Origin of the sequence: Marinomonas aquimarina, assembly GCF_900089755.1 — a bacterium.
Taxonomy (GTDB): Bacteria; Pseudomonadota; Gammaproteobacteria; order Pseudomonadales; family Marinomonadaceae; genus Marinomonas; species Marinomonas aquimarina.
Window position 1 is genome coordinate 184,487 of sequence record NZ_FLOC01000002.1, and the last position, 23,646, is coordinate 208,132.

Annotated in this window: 22 protein-coding genes and 4 tRNA genes; 2 read left to right on the top strand and 24 right to left on the bottom strand. The window is 48.7% G+C overall.

The window, feature by feature from the left end; all coding sequences use genetic code 11:
* Window positions 1-3: 3 nt before the first annotated feature.
* Complete coding sequence (locus MAQ5080_RS02870) at window positions 4-486, bottom strand: FKBP-type peptidyl-prolyl cis-trans isomerase (RefSeq protein ID WP_067205121.1); 483 nt, start codon at window positions 484-486, stop codon at window positions 4-6.
* A 168-nt stretch (window positions 487-654) separates the two neighbouring features.
* Window positions 655-1,002: a DOPA 4,5-dioxygenase family protein gene (locus MAQ5080_RS02875; protein WP_067205119.1), complete on the bottom strand. Its 348-nt coding sequence runs from the start codon at window positions 1,000-1,002 to the stop codon at window positions 655-657.
* Between the two features lie 199 nt (window positions 1,003-1,201).
* On the opposite strand from MAQ5080_RS02875, the gene MAQ5080_RS02880 reads away from it, so the two are divergent.
* Window positions 1,202-4,660 (top strand): hybrid sensor histidine kinase/response regulator, encoded by a 3,459-nt coding sequence (locus MAQ5080_RS02880; RefSeq protein WP_067205115.1) that lies wholly within the window; start codon window positions 1,202-1,204, stop codon window positions 4,658-4,660.
* 19 nt (window positions 4,661-4,679) lie between these two features.
* Here MAQ5080_RS02880 and MAQ5080_RS02885 read toward each other — a convergent pair whose 3' ends face one another.
* The 14 genes from MAQ5080_RS02885 to ppsR form a co-directional block, all read right to left on the bottom strand.
* Window positions 4,680-5,312 carry a TetR/AcrR family transcriptional regulator gene (locus MAQ5080_RS02885; protein ID WP_067205111.1) on the bottom strand — a complete coding sequence of 211 codons (633 nt, stop codon included), beginning with the start codon at window positions 5,310-5,312 and terminating at the stop codon, window positions 4,680-4,682.
* 21 nt (window positions 5,313-5,333) lie between these two features.
* Window positions 5,334-5,834, bottom strand: coding sequence for a HugZ family pyridoxamine 5'-phosphate oxidase (locus tag MAQ5080_RS02890; RefSeq protein ID WP_067205108.1), 501 nt, complete (start codon window positions 5,832-5,834; stop codon window positions 5,334-5,336).
* Window positions 5,835-5,860: 26 nt separating this feature from the next.
* On the bottom strand, window positions 5,861-6,238 hold the full coding sequence (locus MAQ5080_RS02895) for a DUF2750 domain-containing protein (protein WP_067205104.1): 378 nt from the start codon (window positions 6,236-6,238) through the stop codon (window positions 5,861-5,863).
* A gap of 38 nt (window positions 6,239-6,276) precedes the next feature.
* Complete coding sequence (locus MAQ5080_RS02900; RefSeq protein WP_231870760.1) at window positions 6,277-6,990, bottom strand: pseudouridine synthase; 714 nt, start codon at window positions 6,988-6,990, stop codon at window positions 6,277-6,279.
* A gap of 151 nt (window positions 6,991-7,141) precedes the next feature.
* Window positions 7,142-7,759 (bottom strand): YitT family protein, encoded by a 618-nt coding sequence (locus tag MAQ5080_RS02905; protein ID WP_067205101.1) that lies wholly within the window; start codon window positions 7,757-7,759, stop codon window positions 7,142-7,144.
* A 190-nt stretch (window positions 7,760-7,949) separates the two neighbouring features.
* Window positions 7,950-8,405 (bottom strand): DUF2753 family protein, encoded by a 456-nt coding sequence (locus tag MAQ5080_RS02910; RefSeq protein ID WP_067205098.1) that lies wholly within the window; start codon window positions 8,403-8,405, stop codon window positions 7,950-7,952.
* A gap of 81 nt (window positions 8,406-8,486) precedes the next feature.
* Window positions 8,487-9,098, bottom strand: coding sequence for a cob(I)yrinic acid a,c-diamide adenosyltransferase (gene cobO, locus MAQ5080_RS02915; RefSeq protein ID WP_082860984.1), 612 nt, complete (start codon window positions 9,096-9,098; stop codon window positions 8,487-8,489).
* 1 nt (window position 9,099) lies between these two features.
* Window positions 9,100-9,720 (bottom strand): trimeric intracellular cation channel family protein, encoded by a 621-nt coding sequence (locus MAQ5080_RS02920; RefSeq protein WP_067205093.1) that lies wholly within the window; start codon window positions 9,718-9,720, stop codon window positions 9,100-9,102.
* Between the two features lie 9 nt (window positions 9,721-9,729).
* Window positions 9,730-10,311, bottom strand: a complete 582-nt coding sequence (locus MAQ5080_RS02925) for a histidine phosphatase family protein (protein WP_067205091.1) — start codon at window positions 10,309-10,311, stop codon at window positions 9,730-9,732.
* Window positions 10,311-11,084 (bottom strand): adenosylcobinamide-GDP ribazoletransferase, encoded by a 774-nt coding sequence (locus MAQ5080_RS02930; protein ID WP_067205087.1) that lies wholly within the window; start codon window positions 11,082-11,084, stop codon window positions 10,311-10,313. Before MAQ5080_RS02930 ends, MAQ5080_RS02925 begins: the two co-directional genes overlap by 1 nt.
* The gene (cobT, locus tag MAQ5080_RS02935) at window positions 11,074-12,102 is read right to left on the bottom strand and encodes a nicotinate-nucleotide--dimethylbenzimidazole phosphoribosyltransferase (protein ID WP_231870759.1); all 1,029 of its coding nucleotides are present in this window, start codon (window positions 12,100-12,102) and stop codon (window positions 11,074-11,076) included. Before cobT ends, MAQ5080_RS02930 begins: the two co-directional genes overlap by 11 nt.
* Window positions 12,103-12,167: 65 nt before the next feature.
* A complete protein-coding gene (gene rlmB / locus MAQ5080_RS02940) occupies window positions 12,168-12,932 on the bottom strand; it encodes a 23S rRNA (guanosine(2251)-2'-O)-methyltransferase RlmB (RefSeq protein WP_067205080.1) in 765 nt (254 codons plus the stop codon).
* A gap of 30 nt (window positions 12,933-12,962) precedes the next feature.
* A complete protein-coding gene (gene rnr / locus MAQ5080_RS02945; protein WP_067205078.1) occupies window positions 12,963-15,551 on the bottom strand; it encodes a ribonuclease R in 2,589 nt (862 codons plus the stop codon).
* Between the two features lie 317 nt (window positions 15,552-15,868).
* Window positions 15,869-16,672 (bottom strand): posphoenolpyruvate synthetase regulatory kinase/phosphorylase PpsR, encoded by an 804-nt coding sequence (gene ppsR / locus MAQ5080_RS02950; RefSeq protein WP_067205074.1) that lies wholly within the window; start codon window positions 16,670-16,672, stop codon window positions 15,869-15,871.
* 182 nt (window positions 16,673-16,854) lie between these two features.
* Between ppsR and ppsA the strand changes: the two genes are divergently transcribed.
* A complete protein-coding gene (gene ppsA / locus MAQ5080_RS02955; protein ID WP_067205072.1) occupies window positions 16,855-19,251 on the top strand; it encodes a phosphoenolpyruvate synthase in 2,397 nt (798 codons plus the stop codon).
* Between the two features lie 139 nt (window positions 19,252-19,390).
* Here the strand turns inward: ppsA and MAQ5080_RS02960 are convergent, their stop codons facing one another.
* The 8 genes from MAQ5080_RS02960 to MAQ5080_RS02995 form a co-directional block, all read right to left on the bottom strand.
* Complete coding sequence (locus tag MAQ5080_RS02960; protein WP_067205069.1) at window positions 19,391-19,657, bottom strand: DksA/TraR family C4-type zinc finger protein; 267 nt, start codon at window positions 19,655-19,657, stop codon at window positions 19,391-19,393.
* A 258-nt stretch (window positions 19,658-19,915) separates the two neighbouring features.
* A tRNA-Cys gene (locus MAQ5080_RS02965) sits at window positions 19,916-19,989 on the bottom strand.
* A 43-nt stretch (window positions 19,990-20,032) separates the two neighbouring features.
* Window positions 20,033-20,119: transfer RNA gene (locus tag MAQ5080_RS02970), tRNA-Leu, on the bottom strand.
* Between the two features lie 15 nt (window positions 20,120-20,134).
* Window positions 20,135-20,208, bottom strand: a tRNA-Cys gene (locus tag MAQ5080_RS02975).
* Between the two features lie 23 nt (window positions 20,209-20,231).
* Window positions 20,232-20,306: transfer RNA gene (locus MAQ5080_RS02980), tRNA-Gly, on the bottom strand.
* Between the two features lie 138 nt (window positions 20,307-20,444).
* Window positions 20,445-21,005 (bottom strand): CDP-diacylglycerol--glycerol-3-phosphate 3-phosphatidyltransferase, encoded by a 561-nt coding sequence (gene pgsA, locus MAQ5080_RS02985; RefSeq protein ID WP_067205065.1) that lies wholly within the window; start codon window positions 21,003-21,005, stop codon window positions 20,445-20,447.
* Between the two features lie 48 nt (window positions 21,006-21,053).
* Window positions 21,054-22,871 (bottom strand): excinuclease ABC subunit UvrC, encoded by a 1,818-nt coding sequence (gene uvrC, locus MAQ5080_RS02990; protein ID WP_067205062.1) that lies wholly within the window; start codon window positions 22,869-22,871, stop codon window positions 21,054-21,056.
* A gap of 10 nt (window positions 22,872-22,881) precedes the next feature.
* A complete protein-coding gene (locus tag MAQ5080_RS02995) occupies window positions 22,882-23,523 on the bottom strand; it encodes a response regulator (protein ID WP_067205059.1) in 642 nt (213 codons plus the stop codon).
* Window positions 23,524-23,646 lie beyond the last annotated feature (123 nt).

A 23,646-nucleotide genomic window follows, 5' to 3' on the forward strand; every position in this document is an offset into this window, starting at 1 on the left:
ATCTTAGTGCTGGTGACCACCTTCGCCGTGTACGTGACCGTGCTGAATTTCTTCTTCAGTCGCTTCACGAACTTCAACGATTTCAACTTCGAAGCTTAGTGGCTTGCCAGCTAGAGGGTGGTTACCATCTAGTACAACGCCGTCTTCTTCAACACCGACAACAACAACTGGCTGTTGACCGTTTGGTGTTTGCGCCATGAACTGCATGCCAACTTCAATAGTATCAACGCCTTGGAAGTTTTCACGTGGCACTTTTTGGATCAGTTCTTGGTGAACTGGACCGTAACCTTCTTCTGGAGTTACGTCTACTTTCAATGCATCGCCTGCAGACTTGCCTTGTAGAGCGTTGTCTAGACCGTCAATGATGTTGCGAGCGCCGCTAAGGAATACTAGTGGCTCTTGACCTGCAGATGAATCTAAAACTTCACCAGCTTCGTCAGTCAACGTGTAGTGCATGCTCACAACTGTGTTTTGTGCGATTTGCATTGTTATCTCCTAAGTGTGTTTTTCGGGTTAAAGAGTCTGATAAAGCCTGCTAATACTGGCCAAAACCAACCTTTTGAACCCTAAGTTTGAATTCTCCCCCATGGTAACGAAGCCAAACTTAGATGACCACCGTATAAGGCGTTTTCTCTTTAAAATCTCTTCTTTTGGTTAGATTTTAGGCAAGAATTGGCGAATATCTAGCTCATGGGACTTACCCAACCAAGCAGCACCTTGGGTATGGTCATACAGCTCATCACCACTAAGAGGATGGAACAATACATCTAGCTCACCTCGGTTCAACATTAGCCAAGGAATGACCTTATCAAACAACTCGGCATTGAAGGCTATTTGCACACTCCACATAGGATGCGGTCCGACCTTTCTCTCATGAAAGCGACCCACCACCACCTCATGCAAAGACGATAACTGGTGAGCAATTTGTTGCGCTAAAGCTCGTCCCGCTTGATCCTCGTAATAAAGGTGAGCATGGTACGCTTTAATCTCTTCTACCTGCATAGCAATCACTTCTCTGGTTCATCTGATACGTCTTAAAAGTATCTTAACATTCTTAACCACTTAAACTGAGGCGTCAGTTTGCAACTCAGCATTTCAGTGACTGAAACCCTCAAGTCGCGACCATAGTCTAAAGGCAAGGTCGCTGAGCTGTGCTAAATTAGGCGGTATATCATTTAGTTACTGACAAAAGAGTGCCAGCATGACGGCTTTTTGGGTAATTCTCGCCATTCTTTATATTCTCGGACTGTTTTGGATCGCTAATTGGGGCGATAAAGACAGCCCAATCGCTAAGCGGCTTACCCGCCATCCACTGGTCTACAGCCTTTCGTTGGCAATTTATTGCACCGCTTGGACCTTCTACGGCGCCATTGGTGAAGCGACGCGCTCTGGCTGGAGCTATTTACCGATTTTACTCGGGCCGATACTGCTCTACTTATTTGGCTTTGGTTTGCTGCGCAAAATGATTTTCGTTAGTCGGCGCCAAAACATCACCTCGGTGGCGGATTTTATCTCCTCACGCTATGGCAAACGCCCGTTAACCGCGCCACTGGTGATCTTAATTTGTATGCTAGCGGTGATTCCTTATATCGCCTTGCAGCTAAAAGCCATCGGCTCCAACTTTGCTTTGTTCGTCAACCAGGATGAAAGTTCGGCTAGCTTGGTGGTATTCATTGCCACCGTTCTGATCGGCATGTTTGCCATGCTCTTTGGCACACGCAAAGTCGAAGTCACCGAATACCGTTCCGGGATGATGCTGGCCATCGGCACGGAATCCTTATTTAAATTGTTGGCCATTATTGCCGTGGGACTGGTGGCTATTTTTGCTGTGCCTCACGATAGCTTTGCAGCGTTTTTTGCCAGTGCCGATTTTAGCGTTTGGAACAGCGATACCTTGGTCTCGTTCCCGTTTATTATGCAGACCGCCATGGCTGCCGCTGCGGTCATTTGTTTGCCGCGCCAATTCCATGTCACCGTGGTGGATCATCAAAATGAGCGTCAGTCGAATAGCGCCCGTTGGATTTTCCCCCTTTACCTAGCCATCTTTGCGGTGTTGATTCCACCGATTGCTATGGCGGGCCAAAGCCTGTTCAGTAGCGATGTTAATAGTGACACCTATGTCATCCAATTGGCCTTGGAGTCGCAGAGCTTGCCATTACAAATCCTGATGTTTCTCGGCGGCATGTCGGCCACTACTGCCATGGTGATCGTGGCCACCTTTGCCTTGAGCATTATGATCAGTAACGATGTGATTTTACCCCTGATGCTGGCGCGCAATAGCAATCAGAAACAGGGCTTGCCGACTTACAACCGTAAAATTTTGCTCGTGCGTCGCATCGCCATGTTGGGCATTTTGGCACTATCGTTTATTTACTATCAGGAGATGGCGAATAGCGAATCCCTGTCCAGCACCGGTCTGATTGCCTTTTCTCTGGTGTTCCAATTGGTGCCTGCGGTGATTGGCGGCTTGTACTGGAAACGAGGCCACGCTTACGGGGTCTACGCCGGCTTAACATTGGGCTTCCTATGTTGGTTCCTGTGGATGCTACTGCCCATTACCGGTCATGGGGACCTCACCCTTGGCAATTACGAAAGCCGCACAGAACTGATCAGCTACGGTGCTTTGATTAGCCTAATTGCCAACATCATTGGCTATGTATTTGGCTCTCTGTTGGCCAATGAACGTCTGGTGGACCGCATCCAAGCAACGGCCTTCGTCACCCCGACCTCAGAAGTGGAAAGCCGCTTCTTTAAGCCTAAGAGTAAAGCTATCAACAGCGACCTGTTTGTCCTGTTAGAGACTTTCTTGGGGCAACAAAAATGTGCTGAAGTGATCAATAGCTTTAAGCAAAACTACGCCGAGGAGCTGCCCAATAATCAACGCCCTAGCCGACTCTTTATCGAATACTGTGAACGTGTCCTAGGAGGAGTGTTAGGCGGCTCCTCCGCCCGCACCATCATCAACTCACTGTTGGTTGATAAGCAAATCAAGGTAGAAGAAATGGTGACCTACCTGGATGAAGCCACCCAAGCGATCCAGTTTAACCAGAACCTGCTGTTTATCTCACTGGACAACCTCGATCACGGTATCAGTGTGGTGGATAAAGAGCTGCGTATGGTGGCATGGAACAAGACTTACTCGGCTTTGTACCCCTACCCTGAGGGCATGCTCAAGATTGGCCTGCCAGTGGAAGAGTTGATTCGTTATAACGCGGTGAATGGTGAGTGTGGCGTGGGTGACGTGGAAGAGCTGGTCAACAAGCGCCTTGAGCACCTACGTAAAGGCAATAGTCATCGCTTCCTGCGCCGCCGCGCCAATGGACGCGTCATTGAGATGGTCGGCAACCCGCTGGCCAACGGTGGTTTTGTGACCAGTTTCACCGATGTCACCGAGCACATTGAAAGTCAGCAAGCCCTGAAAGACGCCAACATTGACTTAGAAAAGCGTGTCGTCGCCCGCACCCAAGAAGTGCAAGGCATTAACCAAGAACTGATGCAAGAGATTGAGCGCCGCGCCCACGCTGAGCAAGAGCTGATCGATGCCAAAGCCGAAGCAGAACGGGCCAATGCTTCTAAAACCGAGTTCTTAGCACTGGCCAGCCATGATATTTTGCAGCCCCTAAACGCCGCTAAACTCTACCTAGGGGCACTACAAGACAGTGATTTTCCAGAAGATTCGCTTAAAACCCTGAATAAACTGGGGGACTCCTTAGAGTCCACCGAGACACTGATCTCCACCCTATTGGAAATTGCGCGGCTTGACCAAGGGGCTATCAAGCCCACGTTAGTGGACACAGAGATCCAACCCATTATTGAGCCTATCGTGGCGGAGTTTGGCGTCATCGCTGAAAGCAAAGGGCTGCAGCTGAGTACTCACATTCGCCCAAGCCGAGTGCACAGTGACCCGATATACCTACGCCGCATCATTCAAAACTTTGTTTCTAACGCGGTGAAATACACCGAGAAAGGCCGTGTGCTGATATCAGTTCGCCCCACAACAGAGCATGTTCGTATCCAAGTATGGGATACCGGCGTCGGCATTCCCAAAGCCGAGCAGCAGAAAGTGTTTGACGACTTTTACCGCTGGGAAAACAACCGTGAGCCGGGCATGGGCTTGGGGTTAGGCTTGGTACGCCGCATGCAAAGACTGCTGGGGGTATCGACTCAAGTACGCTCGACTCCGCACAAAGGCAGCTGCTTTACCATTCTGGTGCCCAAAGCCCAGCAACAAGCCCAGCCAAAACCCCAAGTCGAAACGGTGACCCTGACAAAAATAAATAAAGCCTTGGCCATGTGCCATATATGGTGTGTCGATGACGACCCGAACAACCTAGAAGCCATGAGTGCGCTGCTAGATAAGTGGCACTGTAGCTACCGTACCTTCAGCCGTTACGAAGATGCCTTGGTGGCAGAAGATGACACCTTGCCCGAATTACTGCTGATGGATTATCAGCTCAATGATCAGCATGATGGTATCGAATTAATTGAACGTTTACGGCAGCGCTTTGAGCGTGATATTGCCGCCGTGTTAATCACTGCGGTGCGCACCGATGAGCTAGCGGAGCTGTGCGAGCGTAAGCAAATTGCCTACATGCCAAAACCAGCAAAGCCCGCAAAATTACGGGCTTTGGTACAACACATTATTACTCAACGCAGTTAAGGCAAAGGCGCCAAGCCGCTTACGCTTGGCGCACCGGTGGTGTTAAGCCACAACCACGCAAGATAATTTCACTTAACGTATCGCCAATACGGTGAAGGTCGTCTTCGTCATACTGCTCTTTGCCCGTCAAAGCAAAGATTTGCGCTTCGAAGTCAGCGTAATGCTGAGTCGTTGACCAAATCATAAAGATCAGTGCGACGGGATCCACTTTGCGCATTTTGCCAGTGTCGATCCATTGCTCGATCACCCCCACGCGAGACTGCAACCAAGGGCGTAGGTCTTCTTTTAGGTAATCACCAATGTAGTGCGCCCCTTGAATCACTTCTTGAGCAAAGATGCGCGAGGAACGGCCGTTTTCAAAACTTTGACGTAATTTGGTACGAATAAAGCCATCTAATACAATGGCAGGATCATCGGTCGCAGTGGCCTTATCAAATAAGTCGTTCCAGCTGTCAGCAATATTGTTTAGCACTTGCTTGTACAAGTTCGCCTTGGAGTGGAAGTAGTAAACGATATTGGGTTTTGGCAAACCGGCACGCTCTGCGATGTGCTGCAAACTCGCCCCACCAAAACCTTTCAGCCCAAATTCAATTTCAGCCGCTTCTAAGATGCGCGAAAAAACTTCTTCGCGGTTGGCTTGACGCTTACTCATGAGTCTTCATTTTCCTTCGATTTAGCCGCGTATATGATCGAGTTGATCCGATACCAGCGTGTTTGGGGCGAGCTCATAGGCACGCCCAAAACCTTTTACAAAACGTCCACTGCGTGGACTTAACTTAAACATTTGGAAGTCGCCCAATTGCAAGAGCTGAGCAACGATGTCACCGTGACGTCGCAACAGAGCCTCTCCAATGATGTGCCAGAGTTCATCCTCACGAACCACTGACTCGACCGCCATGTCGTACTGTAAACGTCTTCTAGCGTATACAGTATCGCAATCGGCCTCATCATCAATGATCAAGACCGACGCATTGTTAGCATTTTGCAATGCTAATGTATGCAGCGCTAATGCACTGACCAAGATATACAGCTCTCCCTGATACACCACAAACGGTGAATAAGAGGCGATCGGTTGCCCTTCAGGATCGCTCACCGCCAGCATCAAAGAGCCCTTTGAGTCGATAAAACTCGTAATCTCTTGCTCCAGCTCGTGCGCTAATCGTTGATTTTTCACCTTGCCCTCACCGTGATTGCATCAGTTTATGCGTCTGCTAGCAGCGTTTTTAGGTCGGCTGCACTGGTCAATTTGCCTTCGTCGTCAATGTTTGGGAATACCGCTAGGGTGATGTTGTCTTGCTCTAAACTTGGCAACCACATGGTTTGGAACGTCTCCAAGCTCACTTCTACTGGCTCGCAGTCGTCCCACTCTTCCACAGCCCATTGCGCGGCAAAGTCCGCATCCGGCCAAACCATCACGCAATCACCTTCGTCGGTTTCCACCATCACGAAGCCTTCTTCGTTACTTAAGCTCCAAACGACTTTGTGTTGTTTAACACTGTCTACAAAATACTCTAAGCGTACATCATCAGGAGACGCTAACAATTGAATTCGTTGATCTAGGCTCAGTTCTTCACTCATTTTTCGTTCTCTAACGGTTATGAAATTTAGATAAAGGGTTAAAACAGGGCCACTTCTTGTTCCGTCAAGGAACGGTACTGCCCTTCTTCCAAGTCGCCTAACGCTACACCAGCGATGGCCTCACGGTGTAAACGCTCTACCTTGTTACCAGTAGCCGCCAACATACGTTTAACTTGGTGATACTTACCTTCACTGATGGTCAGTAAGATCTCATTGCTGGCGATACGCTCTGCTTTAGCGGGTTTGGTCAAACCGTCTTCGCTTTTTAGCTGAACCCCCTGCTCTAACTCAGCTAACGCTGCATCGCTGACTGCCTCAGCGGTCCACACACGGTAGCGTTTAGGGCAATCACTTTTCGGTGACGTAATGCGGTGTAGCCACTGACCATCGGTTGATAGCAATAAAAAGCCTGTTGTATCCATGTCCAAACGTCCGACCACACGCAGGTCTTTTTGCTCGTGACTGGCAATCAAATCCAACACCACAGGATGCTCACCGTCTTCGGTAGCACACACATAGCCCGCAGGTTTGTTGAGCAAAAAGTATTTTTCTCGAGGCCAAGCCAGCAGTTCGTCACGGCAATGAATCACATCCGTTTGTTGCACAGAGTGGTTGGCCTTTTTCACTGGCACGTCATTGACTGAGATGTGTCCCTTGCCAATCAGCATTTTGGCTTCTTTACGGGACAATCCCAATGTATGGGAGACATAAAAATCTAAACGCACAACGGCATCGGTGAAAGGTTTTGACATAGAAGTTTGGTTGGCTCATTCGATTGGAATAAAAATTAAGCGCGATCAGTGCCCGCCAAGCCGTCCAAATAAAGACGTTGCGGGCCATAGCGGCATGATGTCCATCATACCTGACCCGCAACGTTTAAGAAATGAAGATTGAAATTAGTCTTTAGAAGCTGACACTGTAACGGCCAGGTTTATGATTCATCACCAACATAAAGTTCAAAATCACCGCCCCTAGGATCGAAATAGCCAGTAGTTCAAGGTCGACGATAAAGATCGAGGCAAACACCACAGAGCAATCTACCACCATCATAAATTTACCGATCGGCACCCCACGGGTTTGGAACAAGTAGCGTGCTAAAATATTCAAACCACCTAGGCTGGCGTTATGACGGAACAACACAACAAAGCCAACACCAATCAAAAAGGCACCGGTGATGGTCGCGTACACCGGATTGATATCCTGCAACTGCAAGAACATAGGTGTGAGATCGGTAAACGCAGACACCAAAAATACCGAAGCGAAGGTTTTCAGGGTAAATTCCCAGCCAATACGTCGGATCGACAACCAGTAGAACGGCAGATTGATGACAAAGAAAATCTGACCAAAGGTAAACGACGTCAGATAATTCAATAGAAACGCAATCCCTGCCGTCCCCCCAGTCACTAGGCCGACTTGATTGTAAAAATTAATCCCTAAAGCGATCAGCATGGTGCCAGTAAGGATGCCTTGAACATCTTCTAACTTTGTATGTCGCTGGATATTCGCCACCGCTGATGACATGGAAACCTCACACTCAATTAATCGAAAGAGTGTGTATTTTAGTGGCTGATGTGTTGCTACTCTATGGGGGCAGGCGTCACGAAAATGCCTGTCTCAATTAAAGTGTCTATATTTTTGTACACTTCACTAGGGCTTTAATAGTCGCCCAATTTGCCAGCACAACATCACGCCAAGTAATACTAAAAGCACATCAGTAACCATAATTGACCTGCCCTCTCAGTTCAGGCTGAGTACGCTGTTTTAACCAATGAACTCGATGGCTACGCTGGGCCACTGCGAGCTTATTGCCATAGGTTTGCGAGAACAGCTCCCACTCAAAGCGAATATGGGTCGCCGTTTGTTCGATCAGTTCACGGTGTTCGAAGGGAAGGTTTGGTGTAAGCATGATACCTTGCAGAAAGTGCACGCCGCGTTCGAAGTAATCATTAGCCTGCAGCCATTCTTGCATCGAGATAGACACTTCGGCGAGGTTCATATAGCTGACAATCACCGCTGAAACCGCTGACTCTGCATCCATAGCAAAGTCTTTATCAAAGGTCGCTTTAGCACAAGCCAGTGCTTTGCGGCCCAGCTCTTGGGCATCAGCATAAGCGGCACGGGTATGCGCTTCATTCGCTTGACGAGTTAAATGCTGCCAGTAAATCATGGAACCCTCCTTTTCTATTGATAGGAATGATTATCATCTAGAAAAGAAGGATTGTCCACTTAAATGAGAAATATTCTCAAATCACCATTCAATGCCTGGCTGTGCTTTGACGCCACCTTCAAACGCATGACGTTCGTTGGCGATTTTACTGTGGGTATCGACGCTGTCTAATAGTTCTCGCGGTGCGGTACGTCCTGTCATCATAACATTTTGATGGGCTGGGCGTTGTGCTAAGGCCGCAACCAAGTCCGCCACATCCAGGTAACCGTATTTGTACATGTAAGTGATTTCATCGAGCAGTACGAAGTCAACATTTTCATCCGCTAACGCTTGCTTCGCAACCTCCCAAGCCTGATGAGCGGCCTGCTGTTCAAGCTCTGGATCACGCGTCTCCCAAGTAAAGCCATGGCCCATGACATGAAACGACACTTGTGGATGTTGACCAAAGAATAGCTGCTCGCCGGTCTCTTTACGGCCCTTGATAAACTGTACCACCGTCGCTTTATGACCGTGGCCTAAAGCGCGCGCCATGGTGCCAAACGCACTGGAGCTTTTGCCTTTACCGTTACCGGTTAACAAAATGGACACGCCACGCTCTTCTGTGGCCGCGGCTATTTTCTTATCCACCACCTCTTTTTTCTTCAAACGCTTGGCCATCTCAATTTGCGCTTGCTGTTCTGGGGTTCTCTCCATTTTATGAATCTCTTTTTTTGAATAGTAACCAGCTTGGATAATACAAGCCTTTATGAATCGCTAGGATTCTAAGTATAAAGATGAGGAAGGTGGCGTAAATCGAGTTATATTCATGCCAAGCAAGGTTTTGCTCTAGCAGGACCATCAGCATTGCCCCTAAAAAGGCGGGCGTAGCATAGAACTCTTTGCCCAATACCAAAGGCGCGCGATCGCTTAGTAGATCGCGAATAATACCCCCGGCCACCCCTGTAATCACGCCCATGGTGATGGCAATAATCGGTGAAAAGCCTAAACTCAACACCCGCTCAGTCGCGACCACAGTAAACAAAGCCAGGCCGAAGGAGTCGGCATAGTGGAACACTTGTTGGCGGTTCTCAATCACACGTACGCCAAAAAAAGCGAACACCGATGACAGGATAGCCACCCACAAATAAGAAGTGTCTTCGACCCAGTAGACCGAGTCCATTCTTAGCACCACATCGCGAATGGTTCCACCGCCCAGTGAGGCCACCATGCCTAATAACACGATACTGAAGATGTCCATATTACGCCGACCGGCCGATATCACCCCCGTGATGGCAAATGCCGCGATACCAATCATGCCAAGAATATAAAGCAACATACGATGCGCCTACTCCACCCAATCCCCTGCCCCCAAGCGGTTTAACATGGCGTAATCTGCGCCAATGTCTAACTCTGTAATGCTTGAGTAAGAAGGGTTGAAACGAAAACACTGTGCTAATGGCATACCACAAAGAGCGGCCAGCATGACCTTGATCACTCCAGAATGGGTCACTAACACGGCATCCTGATCGGCTTGCTTTACCTCCTCAAACCAAGCCATGACACGGCTAAGAAGCTGGGCTAGCGTTTCGCCTTGGTAAGGTGCATGGTCGACCAGATTATCTAGCCAAGCATCGATGTCAACTTTAGGGATATCACTCCAAAGGCGCCTTTCCCAAGTTCCAAAATCCACTTCTTTTAAGGCATCGACCGGGATGGAATCTGGGTGCAGCGCATGCGCCAATAACCGCGTACGCTGTAACGGACTGTGATAGAACTGCCAGCTGTGCTGCGGAAACTGTTGTCGCAACCAAATACGAATCGCCTCAGCATCTTGTTGCCAGTCAGCCACAATGGGCACATCCGCTTGGCCGTAACATTGCCCCTTAGGGACGTCCGGCTTAGGGTGTCGCACGAGAAGTAACTTCATCAGGCCTGCCACCCCAATAAGGTAAACAGCGCCACTAATTCCCCAAGCTGCTCAACGGCACCAAGCGTGTCGCCGTTATACCCTTGAATGCGGCGCCATAAATAGTAGCCACACAAGAGCCCGGTCATAATCAAAACCGATAGCATTGAGAACCAAGCAGTGATGCCAATCAACATCACAATAAACGCCATCGACAGAGCTATCCAAATCCCCCCTCGCAGGGTGATATCAGCAATCATCGACTGCGCTTTACTCTGCCCTAGGCTGACATAATTCATACACACCATGATGCCTAACGGCAGCCAACGTGCGGCTACATGCACACTCACCCAGCCCAGTAGCACGAAAAACATCCCATCTTGCCAGGACGACTTGGTAATCCATTGACTCAGTAACCACCATTTGATGGCAAAGCTGAAAATCCCCGCGAGCACACCATAACTGCCGACTCGAGAGTCCTTCATAATGGTTAAGCGCTGCTCTTGATTCCAGCCCCCGACCAAGCCATCACAAGCATCCATGAAACCGTCTTCATGAAATGCCCCCGTTAACAGTACGGCACTCAGCATCATCATGAGTGCTTGAAACGTTGGTGTCCAAGCACTGAATAACAAAGGCCAAGCGCTAATCAGCGCTACTATTACGCCCACCCATGGTAAAAAGCACACGCTTGGGGTGTGCTTTTTCGGGGATTGCCAATCAATGTTGAGCGGGATGCGTGTGTAGGTCGCTAGGGAGCGTTTAAACCCTAGCCAGTCCTGATCAAGTTGCATTGCTGACCCCAGCCGATTCAAAGCTTGCCATGTCATTAAAAAATACCACCGCGCTCTTAATAATCGGATAACTTAAGATGGCCCCAGAGCCTTCACCCAAACGCAGGTCCAACTTCAGAATCGGTTCAGCCTGAAACTGCTGCAACAGTGTTTTATGGGCTTGCTCATCTGACTGATGCGCAAAGATGGCATAGTCGGTCACCGCCGCTTGTATCTGACTGGCAAATAACAACGCCACGGTACAAATAAAACCGTCTACGACAAAGGGTTTGCCAAGCTCAGCACTTCGCAACATAGCCCCAGACATGGCCAAAATTTCTAGCCCGCCCACCTGCGTCGCGACTTCCCAAGGAGCCCATTCGCCCACCGGTTTATGCAGTGCTTGTTCCGCCCGTTTAAGAGACGCAGCGATAATCTGTGCTTTTTTGGACACCCCAGCATCATCCAGCCCAGTGCCACGACCAGCGGTCTGTTCTGGTTTGGTTCCTGTGATCGCACTCATCATGCAAGATGAGACGCCAGTGTTGCCAATACCCATTTCACCAAACAATAAAATATCTACGTCTTGGCAAGCATCGACTTCATCAGCGCCTGCGCTTAACGCTTGATTCACTTCGTCTAAAGTCAGGGCGGCTTGCTCGGAAAAATCTTGGCTGGCAGACGCGACTTTGCGCTTTGACAACAATGGGTGATCCGGCATGTCTACCTTCACCCCCACATCCACTACTTTTAGAGGGACCTGATGCTGACGACAAAAAACACTAACAGCCGCACCGCCCGCGAGAAAGTTCGTCACCATTTGCGCAGTCACTTCTTGCGGGAAGGCACTAATACCTTTATCCACGGCACCGTGGTCGGCGGCAAACACTAACATTTGCGCACGCTCGATAGTCGGCGTCAAAGTACGCTGAATACGCGCGACTTGATAAGCGATGCTCTCCAAGCCACCCAATGAGCCGGGTGGCTTAGTTTTGAAGTCAATTTTATGTTGAATATCGTCGTCTAATTCACTGCTCAAGGGAGCAACTTGGAAGGCTTTTAACACACAGACCTCGCAAAACATTCTGCCAAGAAAAAAGCAGGTTAAGAACCTGCTTTTGCCGCACGCTGACGCACGACTTCGTAGAGACATACGCCTGTCGCAACCGATACGTTTAGGCTGGATACCACACCCGCCATCGGCAGTTTGATAAGGTAATCACACTGCTCACGAGTCAGGCGGCGCATACCGTCGCCTTCAGCGCCCATCACGATCGCCGTAGGAATGGTTAGATCCTGTTCGTAAACTGTCTGCGTCGCTTCACCTGCGGTACCAAAAATCCACACGCCAAGGTCTTGCAGTTTTTTCATAGCACGGGCAAGGTTAGTTACCGAAAATACCGGCATGCTTTCCGCCGCACCACAGGCGACTTTACTCACTGTGGCGTTGATCGATGCGGATTTATCCTTTGGAATCACCACTGCATGGGCGCCCGCCGCATCGGCACTACGCAAACAGGCGCCAAGGTTATGAGGATCGGTTACGCCGTCCAAAATCACAATCAAAGGCACTGCATCAAGGTTTTGCACCAGACGCTCTAGATCTTTCTCATCACCGGTTTTGGTCACTTCTGCCAACGCCACCACACCTTGGTGGACGATGCGCTCTTTGCTTTTACTGAAAAGCTGGTCAAGGTCGCGACGTGGCACCTGGTTAACACGAATTTTTTGCGCCTGACACAGCTTCAAGATGCGCTGCATCTTTTTGTCATCGCGCCCTTCCTGTAGGCGCACTTCTTTCACTTTACCGTCTTGGCCTAGTGCGTTTTCTACGGCATGAATACCGTATACCCAATCTAAATCTGCCATGTGGCTAACATACTCTTTCTATCGTTCTAATTAATCGCGAACGCTCGCTTTGGCGTTACTCTTTTTCTTCTTGGCTTTCGGCTTAGCATTTTTCGCTTTGGTGCCCGACGCTTTTTTCACTGCTGCAGGCTTTTTTCCTTCCGCAGCGTTTTTCTTACTGGATTTTTTAAAGCGTGCCTTTTTGCCTTTTGCGTCGTCTTTTTTCTTACTCGAATTCTTCTTAGGTTTATTGCCCCACTCTTCACCCGCTGGCGCTTTCTGGCCTTCGCGATCTGGTCTGGCGTTTGGCTTCACTCGACCGCCTAACTCCATCGGTGGCAGTTGTGCCAATTGCATTTCCAGCTCAGATAGCTCATCGCGGTCCATGCGTTTTTTCGGCGCTGGACGGCCTTGCAACATTTGTAGATCAATCTTACGTTGCTCAAGGTTTACACCAGATACCGTCACGCGGACTTTTTCGCCGAGGCGGAACACTTTGCCGGTACGCTCGCCAATCATGGCTTGGTGTTCTGGGTCATGCACAAAGTAGTCATCGCCCAAGCCTGACACGTGTACTAGACCGTCGACATATAAACCTCCCAGTTCAACGAATAAACCAAACGGTGTTACGGCCGTAACAATACCGTCGAACTCATCACCAAGGTGCTGTTCAACGTACTGACATTTCAACCATGACTCTACGTCACGGGTCGCTTCATCGGCGCGACGCTCTGTGACCGAGCAGTTTTCGCCCAACTCATCCATCGCGGCATCGTCGTAGCCATAGATCTTGTTCGCTTTTAACGTGACTGAGCCTGGTACCTTGTAGGCCTGAGTCACTTTCGGCGCCCCTTCACCACGAATCAAATAGCGGATCGCACGGTGCACCAGCAAGTCAGGGTAACGGCGAATCGGTGAGGTGAAATGCGTGTACGCTTCGTACGCCAAACCAAAGTGTCCTACATTATCCGGCTGATAAACGGCTTGAGACATGGAACGTAGCAGCATAGTTTGAATGCTGCGAGCATCGGCACGGTCACGAATTTTCTCCGCTAAATCGGCGTAGTCTTTCGGGGTTGGTTTCAAACCACCGCCCAGCTCAAGTCCCAGTACGGACAAATAAGTACGCAGGGCCAGCAACTTCTCTTCACGTGGACCTTCGTGAATACGGAATAAAGCAGGTAAGTTCGCTTTCAGCAGCAGTTCCGCCGACGCCACGTTGGCGCAAAGCATACATTCTTCAATCAGTTTGTGGGCATCGTTGCGTTCGATCGGCACAATTTGCTCAATCTTAGCGTTCTGATCGAACACCATACGGGTTTCAACGGTGTCAAAATCCATCGCACCACGCTCTTCACGAGCAGCACGCAACACTTGGTACAAACCGTATAAGTCATCAATGTGAGACACGATGTTCTGGTAGCGCTCACGCAGTTCAAGGCCTTGATCATCAGGCTCTGCCGCAATCATCTTCGCCACTTTGGAGTAGGTCAAACGCGCATGGGAGTTAATGATGCCTTCATAGAATTTGTAACCACGCATCTTACCGCGAGAGGTTAACGAGATTTCCGCCACCATGGCCAAGCGGTCCACGTTCGGGTTTAACGAACATAGGCCGTTTGACAGCACTTCTGGCAGCATTGGTACAACACGACCAGGGAAATAAACCGAGTTACCACGAGTAATGGCTTCTTCATCCAACGCGGATTTTTTCTTTACGTAATGAGAAACGTCGGCAATGGCGACAAACAGCTTCCAACCGCCTGGCGTTTTTTCACAGTAGACGGCATCGTCAAAATCACGCGCGTCTTCGCCATCAATGGTCACGAACGGAGTTTGGCGTAGGTCGACACGGTTCAGTTTGTCTTCTTCAGCAACTTCTGTGGTGAAGTGACTGATTTGCTGCACGACTTCTTTCGGCCACTCATTCGGGATTTCGTATTGGTGAATCGCGACATCGATCTCAAGACCTGGCGCCATAAAGTCACCCAGGATCTTTTTCACAACCCCTTTTGCGGCCATATGACGCTCGGCATAGGTCACGATTTCAACCAACACATATTGACCATGTTTCGGTGACAATCCAGAAGACTGCTCAATCATGATATCTTGGGCAATGCGTGGGTTCTCTGGCGTGACGAACGCTGAGCCGCTTTCTTCGTAGTAACGTCCCACCAAGGTGCTGTGCTTGCGCTGTTTGATTTCGACAACAACGCCATCCAAACGACCTCTAATGGTTTTGCCTGATAGGCGCACCACGACCAGATCGCCATCCATTACGGATTGCATTTGACGCGGGGATAAGAAGATATCCTCTTCTTCTTTACGCAGTAGGAAACCGTGACCGTCCTTTTGACCTTGCACGTAACCTTCGATCAAATCGCTTTCTACGATTGGCGAATAAGCATCATCAAAATTGCTGACCAACTGATGATCACGGCACATAGCAATTAAGCGACGACGTGCCGCTTCGATGGAGTCTTCATCCTTTAAGTTAAAGGCTTCGCACAATTCTGGGTGAGTAACAGGACGACCCACCGAGGCAATATGCTCTAGTATGTATTCGCGACTCGGAATGGGATTGTCATATTTTGATGCTTCCCGATCTCGAAATGGGTCTTGAATGCTTTTTTTACTCAACGGTACCGTCCTATTAGTCGAAGCTCGTCTTCGCGCGCTTCTTATTGTGTGTTTATTTATGCTGGTAAGTATAAGTTATTCTTCAAAAATACTCTCTAACCTGCATAACAATCTTCATCATAGCTGCAACTTCAATCGAGGCTCATATTGGTAATAACACAACAAAAGCATCGATTTCACTTGTTAACAGCCTTATTAAGCCCTTGTTTCAGGGCGATTCTGCGACGTTTTTATGACAACAAACGTTAAATGTAGAACGAAAAACGTTAAAACTGCCCAATCGATCAAGTTTTTCGATGGATTAAGAGATTTTTGACCTAGCGACGATTGCGGCTTAAATGCATCTCCGCCATGATTTTGGTGGAAATTTCTTCCACCGACAGTCGAGTCGTATTCAAAAATGGAATACGTTCTTGTCGATAGATGGCTTCCACTTCGTCCAATTCGTAACGGCACTGACGCGCCGACGCGTACTTTGTTTCTGCCATACGTCCAGTACGAATTTCGTGCAGACGCTGAGCATCAATGGTCAAACCAAACAACTTGTTTTTGTGGGGCTTCAATACTTTAGGCAAAACCACACTGTTAAAATCGTCTTCCGTTAACGGGTAATTCGCTGCTTTGATGCCATATTGCATAGCCAAGTACAAGCTAGTAGGTGTTTTCCCAGACCGAGACACGCCCAGTAAAATGATTTCTGCTGCATCATAGTTTTTCACCGACGCCCCATCATCATTCGCCAAGGCATAATTAATGGCATCAATGCGGCCATCGTAGATCCCTTCCTTGATACCATGGGCTTTTTGCGCATTAGGTTGCGCTTTCACCCCCAGCGCTTGCTCAATGGGCGATAACAATTCGCCAAAAAGGTTGTAGCAATGGCCTTCGCTGGCCTCAATCACAGAGCGAATGGCCGGGTCTGAGATGGTAAAAAACACCAAGGTGTTTTCTCCGTTCGCCGCTTCCTGCTGTAATTGTTGGCAAAAACCATAGGCCTTGTCCAAGGTCGACAGAAAAGGCACGCTTTGCTGCTGAATCGCCACATCAAAGAACGATAACATGGCTTGGCCAAACACCTCCGCGGTGATCGCGGTACCATCTGAGACAAAATAAACTTTCACAAACCACCTCCTTTTTGGCGTAAAACAACTACATTAAAAAAGCTGATTGAAATAAAACAACATCGAATAATCGATTTTATTCATTGATCAGCCTCTTCTTACAATGGCTTCACTGGCTATGACTTAGCAAGTAAATGACAGCCCCAAGATAATAATTTTAAAACAACAAGCTGAGGTACACTGTGAGCGATTTTATTAAGTGGTTTAGTGATCTGCGCCTAGAAGATGTAGGCGAAGTCGGTGGCAAAAATGCGTCTTTAGGCGAAATGATTTCCAACCTTTCACAATTAGGCATTCAGGTGCCCAATGGCTTTGCTACCACTGCTTACGCTTATCAATCCTTTTTAGATGAAAGTGGCCTTAATCAAAAAATTCATGACTTACTCGATACTCTCAATGTCGATGATGTTCATGCGCTCACACAAGCGGGCAAGCAGATTCGTAGTTGGATTGAAGAGGCCCCCTTCTCTGAAGAGTTCAATCAAGAGATCGAGCAGGCCTACGCTCAGCTTTCTAATGATAACCAAGGTGCATCTTTCGCCGTACGCTCTTCGGCCACAGCGGAAGATTTACCGGATGCTTCTTTTGCCGGTCAACAGGAAACCTTTTTAAACGTGCAAGGGTTAGACGGCATTAAACTAAGCATCAAACAGGTCTTTGCGTCGCTCTACAACGATCGCGCCATCTCGTATCGCGTCCACCAAGGTTTTGAACACAAAGGCGTGGCGCTTTCTGCGGGCATCCAAAAAATGGTGCGCAGTGATATTGGCGCCTCAGGCGTCTTGTTCACCCTAGATACCGAATCCGGCTTTAACGATGTGGTCTTTATCACCGCCGCTTACGGCCTTGGGGAAATGGTTGTACAAGGTACGGTAAACCCAGACGAATACCATGTACACAAAGGCACGTTAGAAGCGGGTCGACCTGCGGTCGTACGTAAAACCCTAGGCAGCAAAGCGCAAAAAATGGAGTACGCCGAAGCCGACAGCGATGAGCTGGTTAAAATTGTGCCGGTTACCTTAGCACAGCAAGACCAATTTGCTCTGAGCAACCAAGAGATCGAAGACCTGGCACGCCAAGCCATGATCATTGAGCAGCATTACCAGCGCCCGATGGACATTGAATGGGCCAAAGATGGCATCGATGGCAAACTTTACATTGTGCAAGCGCGACCTGAAACGGTGCGCTCTCAGGCCAGCACACAAAGCATGGAGCGCTTTAACTTAAAAGAAACAGGCCCCGTCCTAATGACCGGTCGTGCCATCGGCCATAAGATCGGCTCCGGTGCGGTCAAAGTTTTGAGCTCTATTAGCGAAATGGATCGTATCCAAGAAGGCGATATTCTGGTGACGGATATTACCGACCCAGACTGGGAACCTATCATGAAAAAAGCCTCGGCCATCGTCACCAACCGTGGTGGCCGGACCTGTCACGCCGCCATTATTGCCCGTGAGCTTGGCATCCCTGCGGTAGTGGGGAGTGGTGATGCCACCACAACTCTAAAAGACGGCCAAGAAGTGACTGTCTCTTGTGCCCAAGGCGACATGGGCGTGGTCTACCAAGGCGCCTTAGCATTTGATGTGGTGACCTCAGAAGTCGGCAACATGCCGAAGCTACCAGTAAAAGTGATGATGAACGTCGGCAACCCAAACCGTGCCTTTGACTTTGCCATGCTGCCAAATGATGGTGTGGGCCTTGCGCGCCTTGAGTTCATCATTAATCGCATGATTGGCATTCACCCCAAAGCCCTACTGAACTTCGACACCATGGATGCGGGCTTAAAAGAAGAGATTAACCATCGCATTGCTGGTTACCCAAGCCCCGTTGAGTTCTACATAGATAAATTGGTAGAAGGGGTAGCAACCTTGGCCTGCTCTTTCGCTGATAAGCCGGTGATTGTGCGTCTGTCTGACTTCAAATCAAACGAATACCATAACTTGGTCGGCGGGCCGCAGTTTGAACCAGACGAAGAAAACCCAATGCTAGGCTTCCGCGGTGCAGCACGTTATATCGATGAATCGTTCCGCGATTGCTTCGCCTTAGAATGTCAGGCCATGCGCCGCGTGCGCGATGAAATGGGCTTTACCAACGTACAAATTATGATTCCGTTTGTGCGCACCCTGGAAGAAGCAGAGCAAGTCATTGACCTGCTCGCCGAGCACGGTCTCGTGCGCGGTCAAAACGGCTTAAAAGTGATCATGATGTGTGAGCTACCGTCGAATGCCCTACTCGCCGATGAATTCTTAGAATTCTTCGATGGTTTCTCTATCGGTTCTAATGACTTAACTCAACTAACGCTTGGCCTAGATCGTGATTCAGGTTTGATCGCAGATAAGTTTGACGAACGCAATCCGGCGGTTAAAAAACTTCTTAAAATGGCGATCGATGCTTGTAAGGCGAAAGGCAAATACGTGGGCATTTGTGGTCAAGGGCCATCGGATCATTCGGACTTCGCTGACTGGCTGGTAGCACAAGGCATCGAAAGCGTTTCACTCAACCCAGATACCGTGGTTGAAACATGGCTGCATCTTAATGAAGTACTCACCAAGAATGCTTCATTAAGTCAGGACGCTGTTTAATCACAGCACTCTCTAGGTTCTTCGCCCCGTTTCATGCGGGGCTTTTTTTTTGCTTTTCACAAGGCCACTCCCTACAAACAAGAAAAGCGCTGATCATCAGCGCTTTTCCAATCCAGCATAGGAACAATAGACAACCTTATTAACGCAGCTGACTGTCTTTACTGCCACTACGGTTGTACATGCTATTGGCTTTATCGTGGTTTTCAAATTCAGATTGGCAGGCAATACACAAGCGCACCCCAGGAATGGCGTGTCGACGACGCTCAGGAATTTCAGCATCACACTCTTCGCAGAACTCTAAGCTGTCCCCGACCGTCAAACGGCTACGAGCACGCTCGACTGCTGAGTTTACTGTTGCGTCAATTTGATCTTGCACCGCACCATCGTGCGCCCAACCACTTGCCATAGACTCTCCAACATTTAGCTATTTTAAAGACCGATGTATTAGTATAGAAATTAGGCAAATCCGGCACAATAAAAGTTCTGCTTAAAACAGCCGCACTTTTTAATTTCTACGACATCAATCGCTGAAAGTCACACTAGAAGAAAGTCGCACTTGCGGCGCGTCACAATAGACAAATGCAGAAAACATTAAAGTAATGTAAGAAATAATCTGGAAGGATTAGAACAGCAGTACAAGGAGAGAAAGAGAAATGAGATTAAATGGAGGCCGGAGTCGGAATCGAACCGGCGTACACGGAGTTGCAGTCCGCTGCATGACCACTCTGCCATCCGGCCTCTATAAAATCATCTAGCCTTAAAAATCAAAAAGGCACCAAAATGGTGCCCGGGACCGGAATCGAACCGGTACGATATTTCTATCGCAAGATTTTAAGTCTTGTGTGTCTACCAATTTCACCACCCGGGCTAGACTTTACTGAAATGGAGGCCGGAGTCGGAATCGAACCGGCGTACACGGAGTTGCAGTCCGCTGCATGACCACTCTGCCATCCGGCCTCAATCAGTAAATCTTAAGAGAATGGAGCGGGAAACGAGGCTCGAACTCGCGACCCCAACCTTGGCAAGGTTGTGCTCTACCACTGAGCTATTCCCGCGTCTCAAAAGATGGAGCGTATTCTATAGAAATAGATCGATACGTCAAGGGATTCGATGAAATAAATTACTCACTTGGCGACTTTTTTTAAAGTCGTATAAAACGCAACCAAGTGAGATTATTCCTTATACAACAATAACTAACCTTTCATCGATTCATCAGATGTGAGTTCTGGCCAAGCTGCTTTTAAGTAGATGTACATGGACCACAGTGTGAGCAACGCCGCAATGACAAGCACGAACAAACCGAAAGCGGCCCAACCAGTATCCGGTGCATTGGATAGCAAAATAAAGATCGCAACCATTTGCATGGTGGTTTTGATTTTACCTACAAACGATACCGCCACGCTGGCACGCTTACCCATTTCAGCCATCCATTCACGCAACGCGGAAATGACAATTTCACGTCCCACAATCACTGCACTGGCCAATGTCATCAGCATGCTGTCGTACTCTGCCACCAAGATAACCAGCGCAACCGACACCATCACCTTATCGGCAACGGGATCAAAAAAAGCACCAAAGGGTGTGGTTTGGTTCAAGGCACGTGCTAAGAAGCCGTCCAACCAGTCAGTAATCGCCGCAATGCCAAAAATAGCGGCACTGGCATAAAAGCGCCCTTCCCAAGGTAGGAAATACACCACAACTAGAACAGGAATAAGAAAAATACGTAATGACGTAAGAAAGTTTGGAATGTTCATTAAAAGCCTTTTTAAAAAGAATGCCCAACACTTAGTGATGGGCTTAGCTTAACTTTTATGGAGGTAGAGGTATATCTCTTGTGCTTTATTTCCACCGATCCCTTTCACTTTGGCAATGTCCTCTTGGGAAGCCGCCAACAGTTCTTGATAACCACCAAACGCGGTTAACAGATCTTTGCGACGCTTAGGACCAATACCAGGGATATTCTCTAATGCGGAATGGCGGCGTTTTTTATCACGGCGACGACGGTGATTTTTGACCGCGAACCTATGTGCTTCATCGCGAATATGTTGAATCAAGTGTAGCGCCGATGAGTCGGGGGGCAGCACCACTTCATCTTCCTTAGAGCCAATGTACAGGGTTTCTAAACCAGGCTTTCGGGTGTCACCCTTGGCCACCCCCAACAAGAAAATGTCGACTAAACCAAGCTCTTTTAACACCGCCTCGGCTTGTGCCAGCTGCCCTTTACCACCATCAATTAAGAGCACGTCAGGTGCCGGAATTTCACCTTCTTTGACCCGTTTATAGCGCCGTGTCAACGCCTGATGCATGGCCGCATAATCATCGCCTGCTTCAACCCCCTCGATATTAAAGGAGCGGTAGCGCTTTTTATCCGGGCCATCTGGGCCAAACACCACACAGGATGCCACGGTCGCTTCGCCACTGGAGTGGGAAATATCGAAACACTCCATGTGCAACGGTGGCTCTTTAAAGCCGAGGACCTTTTGCAAAGCGCTGATGCGACTAAAGTGATTACGCTTATCCGTCAGACGCGCCTGTAGGCCTTGCTCGGCATTGAGTTTGGCAAGATCTAACCAGCGAGCACGCTGTCCACGTACATTACTGGTCACTTCAATTTTCTTTTGCGTCGTTTCAAATAAAGCGTTTTCAATCACCTCTTGATCCTCGATGGCATGGCTCAAGATCAGAGACTTGGGTAAATCCTGCGCCCCACCGATGTATAGCTGCGCGATAAACGAAGACAGCAACTCAGATTCATTAATCTCAATCGGCATTTTCGGGTAATGACTTTTACTGCCAATGACCTTTCCTTGTCGCACCATCATCACGTGTACACAGAAACCACCAGGCTGAATCAAGGCGGCAATGACATCCGCATCGCCAGTTTGACCATAGACATGCTGCTCTTCTTGCACATGTTTCAGCTGAATAATTTGGTCACGCAGCGCCGCCGCACGCTCAAACTCCATATCCGCCGCCGCTTCGGTCATTTGTTCAGTCAGTTCTGAGGTCAATTCTTGGTTTTTACCCTCTAAGAACATACGCGCATGTCGCACATCTTCAGCGTAATCGGCATCGCTAATAAGCGCCACGCAGGGAGCGGAACAGCGCTTGATCTGATACTGCAAGCACGGGCGGGTACGATTGCTGTAGACCGAGTCTTCACATTGACGTACACGAAACACCTTCTGCATGGCGATCAGACTTTCTTTCACCGCCACCCCACTTGGATAAGGTCCGTACAATTTACCTTCTTTGCTCTTAGCACCGCGACGGAACAAAATCGCAGGATGCTCATGATTGGAAATCAGAATATAAGGGTAGGATTTATCATCACGCAGCAGGATGTTGTAAGGTGGCCGATGTTGCTTGATCAAGGTCTGTTCAAGCAACAATGCTTCGGTTTCACTTTTGGTGACGGTAATTTCAATGGCGTCAATGCGGCTGACCAAGGCCATGGTTTTAGTGGTCAAGCCGGTAGCGCGAAAGTAGCTGGACACTCGATTTTTGAGGTTTTTCGCCTTGCCAACGTACAGCAGTTCACCTTTGCCATACATTCGATAAACGCCGGGGCGTGATGTGAGGTTTTGAACGAAGTGTTTAGGATCGAAATCTTGTGACACTAATTTTCCTTTATACGAGACCTAAGACGTTATAGCGCATCGCCAAACGTGCTAGTTCAACATCGCTTTGAATATCGAGCTTTGTAAAAATACGCTTACGGAAAGTGCTGACGGTTTTATCCGACACATTCAGGCGGTCGGCAATGTCTTTGGTTTTGACACAGTCGACGATCATCTGCGCCACCTGCAGCTCACGTTCAGACAGTTCACCAAACGGCGAGTCCGCCCCGTTTTTAGTGGTTTTGGCGAGCGCCACTTTTTGTGCAACCACTCGAGATAGGTACTGTTTACCTTGAAAAACGGTCTCCAGTGCTTCCACTAGTTCCGATTGATCTGACCCCTTGGCGACATAACCACAGGCCCCCGCTTCCATCATCTTAGCGGGATAGGGCGCATCGTCGATCGCGGATAACGCAATCACCTTGGTATTAGGGTGTAATCGTGAAATTTCTAAGGTTGCTCCCAATCCACCGATACCTGGCATATGCACGTCCATCAGAACCACATCAATATGTTCCTGACGCAACACTTTCAGGGCCTCTTCACCACTGTGAGCACTGCCCCACACTAGCACCCCTGGAATGTCTTCAATGACACGCTTTATCCCTTCGCACACCATAGTGTGATCATCGACGATCAGAACTTTACGCATCTTTACCTCATTTAAAGCATGGAACTCAAAACACAATTTTATAATTTACGAATCTTTACGCATAGCAATAATCTCTTACTTAACGTAGCTATTTGTAAGACTTTAGTCACACAAAAACAGGAT

Bases quoted from the DNA above. Each gene is read 5' to 3' on its own strand.
- MAQ5080_RS02870 (WP_067205121.1), bottom strand. From the start codon at position 486: ATGCAAATCGCACAAAACACAGTTGTGAGCATGCACTACACGTTGACT.
- MAQ5080_RS02875 (WP_067205119.1), bottom strand. From the start codon at position 1,002: ATGCAGGTAGAAGAGATTAAAGCGTACCATGCTCACCTTTATTACGAG.
- MAQ5080_RS02880 (WP_067205115.1), top strand. From the start codon at position 1,202: ATGACGGCTTTTTGGGTAATTCTCGCCATTCTTTATATTCTCGGACTG.
- MAQ5080_RS02885 (WP_067205111.1), bottom strand. From the start codon at position 5,312: ATGAGTAAGCGTCAAGCCAACCGCGAAGAAGTTTTTTCGCGCATCTTA.
- MAQ5080_RS02895 (WP_067205104.1), bottom strand. From the start codon at position 6,238: ATGAGTGAAGAACTGAGCCTAGATCAACGAATTCAATTGTTAGCGTCT.
- MAQ5080_RS02900 (WP_231870760.1), bottom strand. From the start codon at position 6,990: ATGTCAAAACCTTTCACCGATGCCGTTGTGCGTTTAGATTTTTATGTC.
- MAQ5080_RS02905 (WP_067205101.1), bottom strand. From the start codon at position 7,759: ATGTCATCAGCGGTGGCGAATATCCAGCGACATACAAAGTTAGAAGAT.
- MAQ5080_RS02910 (WP_067205098.1), bottom strand. From the start codon at position 8,405: ATGATTTACTGGCAGCATTTAACTCGTCAAGCGAATGAAGCGCATACC.
- cobO (WP_082860984.1), bottom strand. From the start codon at position 9,098: ATGGAGAGAACCCCAGAACAGCAAGCGCAAATTGAGATGGCCAAGCGT.
- MAQ5080_RS02920 (WP_067205093.1), bottom strand. From the start codon at position 9,720: ATGTTGCTTTATATTCTTGGCATGATTGGTATCGCGGCATTTGCCATC.
- MAQ5080_RS02925 (WP_067205091.1), bottom strand. From the start codon at position 10,311: ATGAAGTTACTTCTCGTGCGACACCCTAAGCCGGACGTCCCTAAGGGG.
- MAQ5080_RS02930 (WP_067205087.1), bottom strand. From the start codon at position 11,084: ATGCAACTTGATCAGGACTGGCTAGGGTTTAAACGCTCCCTAGCGACC.
- rlmB (WP_067205080.1), bottom strand. From the start codon at position 12,932: ATGGCAGATTTAGATTGGGTATACGGTATTCATGCCGTAGAAAACGCA.
- MAQ5080_RS02960 (WP_067205069.1), bottom strand. From the start codon at position 19,657: ATGGCAAGTGGTTGGGCGCACGATGGTGCGGTGCAAGATCAAATTGAC.
- pgsA (WP_067205065.1), bottom strand. From the start codon at position 21,005: ATGAACATTCCAAACTTTCTTACGTCATTACGTATTTTTCTTATTCCT.
- MAQ5080_RS02995 (WP_067205059.1), bottom strand. From the start codon at position 23,523: ATGCGTAAAGTTCTGATCGTCGATGATCACACTATGGTGTGCGAAGGG.